This window comes from Tahibacter caeni (assembly GCF_024609805.1).
Lineage (GTDB): Bacteria > Pseudomonadota > Gammaproteobacteria > Xanthomonadales > Rhodanobacteraceae > Tahibacter > Tahibacter caeni.
The window spans coordinates 1-3,583 of sequence record NZ_JANFVR010000416.1; the positions used below are offsets into that span (position 1 = coordinate 1).

2 protein-coding genes are annotated in these 3,583 nt (G+C 69.7%); one reads left to right on the forward strand and one right to left on the reverse strand.

From position 1 onward, the window contains the following. A partial coding sequence (locus NON22_RS21830; RefSeq protein WP_257389113.1) for a serine/threonine-protein kinase occupies nucleotides 1-1,859 on the reverse strand: 1,859 nt, incomplete at its 3' end. A 493-nt stretch (nucleotides 1,860-2,352) separates the two neighbouring features. On the opposite strand from NON22_RS21830, the gene NON22_RS21835 reads away from it, so the two are divergent. Then, on the forward strand, nucleotides 2,353-3,583 hold a 1,231-nt coding region (locus NON22_RS21835; RefSeq protein WP_257389114.1), incomplete at its 3' end, for an FHA domain-containing protein.

A 3,583-nucleotide genomic window follows, 5' to 3' on the forward strand; every position in this document is an offset into this window, starting at 1 on the left:
GCCGCGGCGGCGCGCGCCGCGTCGACGAGCGCCGCCGGCGCGGGCATCACGAGCGTGGCTTCGCTGTCGGCGGCCGCAGCCGGAGTCGCGGCGCGCGGCGCCGGCGGCATCGACACCGGTTCTATGCGCCACTCGGCGACGGCCGGCGGCGGCACGGCGACGGGGTCGACGTCGGGCTCGACACGATCCATCGGTTCGAGCGTGAGCTCGACGCCGGACAACGACGGGAACGGCGCGGCGGAGTCGGCCGTCGCGACGGGCGCCGTGTTAGCGACATCGACGGTCGTTGCGGAAGGCGGGCTCGCCGCGGCAGCTGCGGGGAGCGGTGCGACAAAGAGCGGCGGCGCATCGATCGGCACCGTCGCTGCGGCAACCGGCGCGACAGTCGGCGGCGGCATCGCGACAGGTGTCGATGCGGATTCCTGCGCGAGCGTGTCGACGGCCGGCATGCGCGTCGTTGCAGACGACGTGCCGGCTGCGGCAGCAGGCGCAGCAGCGGACGGCGCCGCCGCCGGCACGGCAACCGGCGCAGCCGGCGGCACGGGCGGCGCCGGTATCGCCGGCAATTCGCCGACGAGCGTCTGCGCCGTAGCGATGGATGCGGCCGCGACCGGCGATGCATGTCTCGCTGCGACGGCAGACGGAGGCGACGCCGGCGGCGCGGCGCTCGCTACGGGCGCCGCGTTCGTCGCAGCCGGCTTCGCCGACGCCGCCGCAGCGGCCTTCGCGCCGGCGAGCTGCTGCACGAGCGCGGCGACTTCCTGCGCCGAGACGATGACGGTGCGCTCGTCCTCGCTGCCCGGGAGATCAGGATCGAGCTCGGCGAGCTCGGTGATTTCGGGCGCCGCGGACACGGGCGCGGCGGCGACGTGCGGCACGGCGGCGGCATGCGCCGGATGCAGATCGATGACGGTCTTGTCGAGCTTCGTGACGCGCAGCAGCTCGCGCAGCTCGGCGATGGACTGCGGCCGGTCGCCGGGTTGCAGCGCGAGCGCGCGATCGATCGCGGTCAGGAATTCGCGCGAGTAGCCGCTGAGGCCGGCGGCGGACAGCGGCTGCAGCGAATCCTTCATGATGCGCGAGATCGATGCGGGCGGCGGACAGCCGAGTATCGCGAAATGCAGCAGCGCGCCGACCGCGTAGACGTCGGTCCACGGTCCCTGCGGCAGCGCGAAGTCGCTCGAGTACTGCTCGATCGGCGCATAGCCGGGCTTGACGACGACGGTGATCGCCTTCTGCAGGCCGGTCACGACTTCGCGCGCCGAGCCGAGGTCCAGCAGCACCGGCGTGCCGTCGTTCTTGATCAGGATGTTGTCGGGCGCGATGTCGCGGTGGAACACGTTGCGCGAGTGCAGCAGCTCGAGCACGTCGAGCACCGGCGCGACGATGCCGCGCAGCCAGGGCTCGTCGCACTGCCCGCCCATGTCCTTGAGCACCGAGCGCAGCGTCTTGCCCGTGTAGCGCGGCATGACCATGTAGGCCGTGCCGTTCTCTTCCCAGAACTGCAGCACCTCGACGAGGCCCGGGTGCTTGAACTGCGCGAGCAGGCGCGCTTCGTTGATGAAACCGTTGAGGCCGGCTTCGAACGTCTCGCGATTGTGCTCGGAACGGATGCGCACGGTCGTCGACGCGACGCGGCCGGCCAGCGAGATCGGAATGTACTCCTTGATCGCGACCTCGCGCATGAGCTGCAGGTCGCGCGCGCCGTAGACAATGCTGAACCCGCCTTCGCCGAGCGTCTCGACGATCTCGAACTCACGCAGCCGCATGCCCGTCACGAGCGCGTTCCCGGGTGCGAGGTCCTGATGACCCTTGCCGGAAATGATGGGAGCGACGCGCGCGTTTACAGTTGCGTCCATGCCTGCGAATCGGAGAGGGAGGGCGTCTTATGCAATCTAGGCGAAAAGTTTTCCCAGTGCAAAGAGGAGTTTTGGCCTTTGTGACTCGCATCCATATTTCTTCACCGGCACGCCGCAATACTGCGTAAACATTTCACGGTGTGCACACGTCCTGCGAAGGACGCAGCTCCACGCAGGATATTCGGTGTCGTCTTATGGCTCGTCTGCGACGCTCGATTCCGTGTCGGAGTTCCCGGTTCGAGGCTAGTCGCCGCGCACTACGCAGCGATGACATCGGATGACAGTCTCAGCCGATGCGATGCGGTGCCCGCACGACGATGTCGACGCGTTCTCATCGCCACGTGTGCGCGTTTGCGAAGGTGGATAGGTTTTGATAGCTTCAAAATTTTCCGGGCCTGGACTGTGTGCGCACGGACGGGCTACGCAGCGACGCAGCGCGTGTGATCAGCGCCGCAGTATCCGAAACGCATCGGACGCGCACGAGGGAGCGTGAATGTCGGCGGTCAGGCTGGAACTCGTGGTGCTGTCTTACAACGGCCAGGCCCTGGCCGCGCCGCTGAGCCGCGCCCTCGACACGCCGGTCAACGTCGGTCGCGGCAGCGACAACGACCTGCCGCTCAACGATCCCGAACGCCTGATCTCGCGCCACCAGGCGCGACTGTGTCTCGGCCCTGCCGGCACCGTCGACATCAGCAATCTCAGCAGCAGCAGTTCGCTGTTCATCAACGGCAGCGAGCTCGCGCCGGGACGCAGCTGCACGATGAGTCCGTCGGACCAGCTGCTGATCGGCCGCTACGTGCTCGGTCTGCGGCCGGCGAGCTTGCCCGCTGCGCCGGCCATCACGTCGCCGCCATCCCCGCCGCCGTTGTCGACACCGGTTACCGCGAATATCGCGACCGCGATGCCGTCGCCGATGCCGCCTGCGCCAACTGCCGTCGCCGCAACCATGCCGCCCGCGACGGCGCCACCGGCGATGACACCGGCGTCAACGAGGCCTGCGGGACCGCGTCCGGCACCGGTGCCGCCGGCCATGCCGATGGCGACGAAGCCCAAGCCGGCGCAGACGATCCCCGACGACTTCGACGTGTTCGCGATACCCGCGCCGCCGACGTCGCCGTACAGCCTGCCGAACGACGACGTCGTCATCGAGGACTACAACGAGAAGGCCGCGGTGCGCGAGGTGTTCTCCGAGCTGCAGGCGCTCGGCAGCGACGTCATCGCCGAGTCGCCCGAGGAACTGCAGCAGCGCCAGCGCCTGCTCGACACGAACCGCGACGCGCTCGACCCGCTCGCGATGTTGAACGGCAGCGGCAGCGACGTCGTCGCGAGCACGTCGCTCGATCACGGTCTCGAGATCGATTCGCTGTTCGTGCTGCCGTCGGCGCCGGACAGGAATGCGCCGGCATCACCGGTTCCACCGGTGACGATCGCGCCGTCGCCGCCGGCGTATGCCACGACGGCGCCGCCGCCTGCTGCGGCGACCGCCGCGAGCGGCTCGGTCGCTGCGGCCGAACGCATGATGGCGGATCTGCTCGGCTCGGGCCCTGCGCTCGATCCGGCGAGCGCGGTCACGACGTTCGACGATCTGCGGATGCCCGCTGCGTCGTCCGTCGCGGCGCCGTTGCCGCCGCAGGCTCCGGCTTATTCTGCGCTGCCGCCGGCGATGCCGGTTCCGCCGCCCGTGGCCGCCGCAACGCCTCCCGTCATGCCGGCCGCGGCGCCGC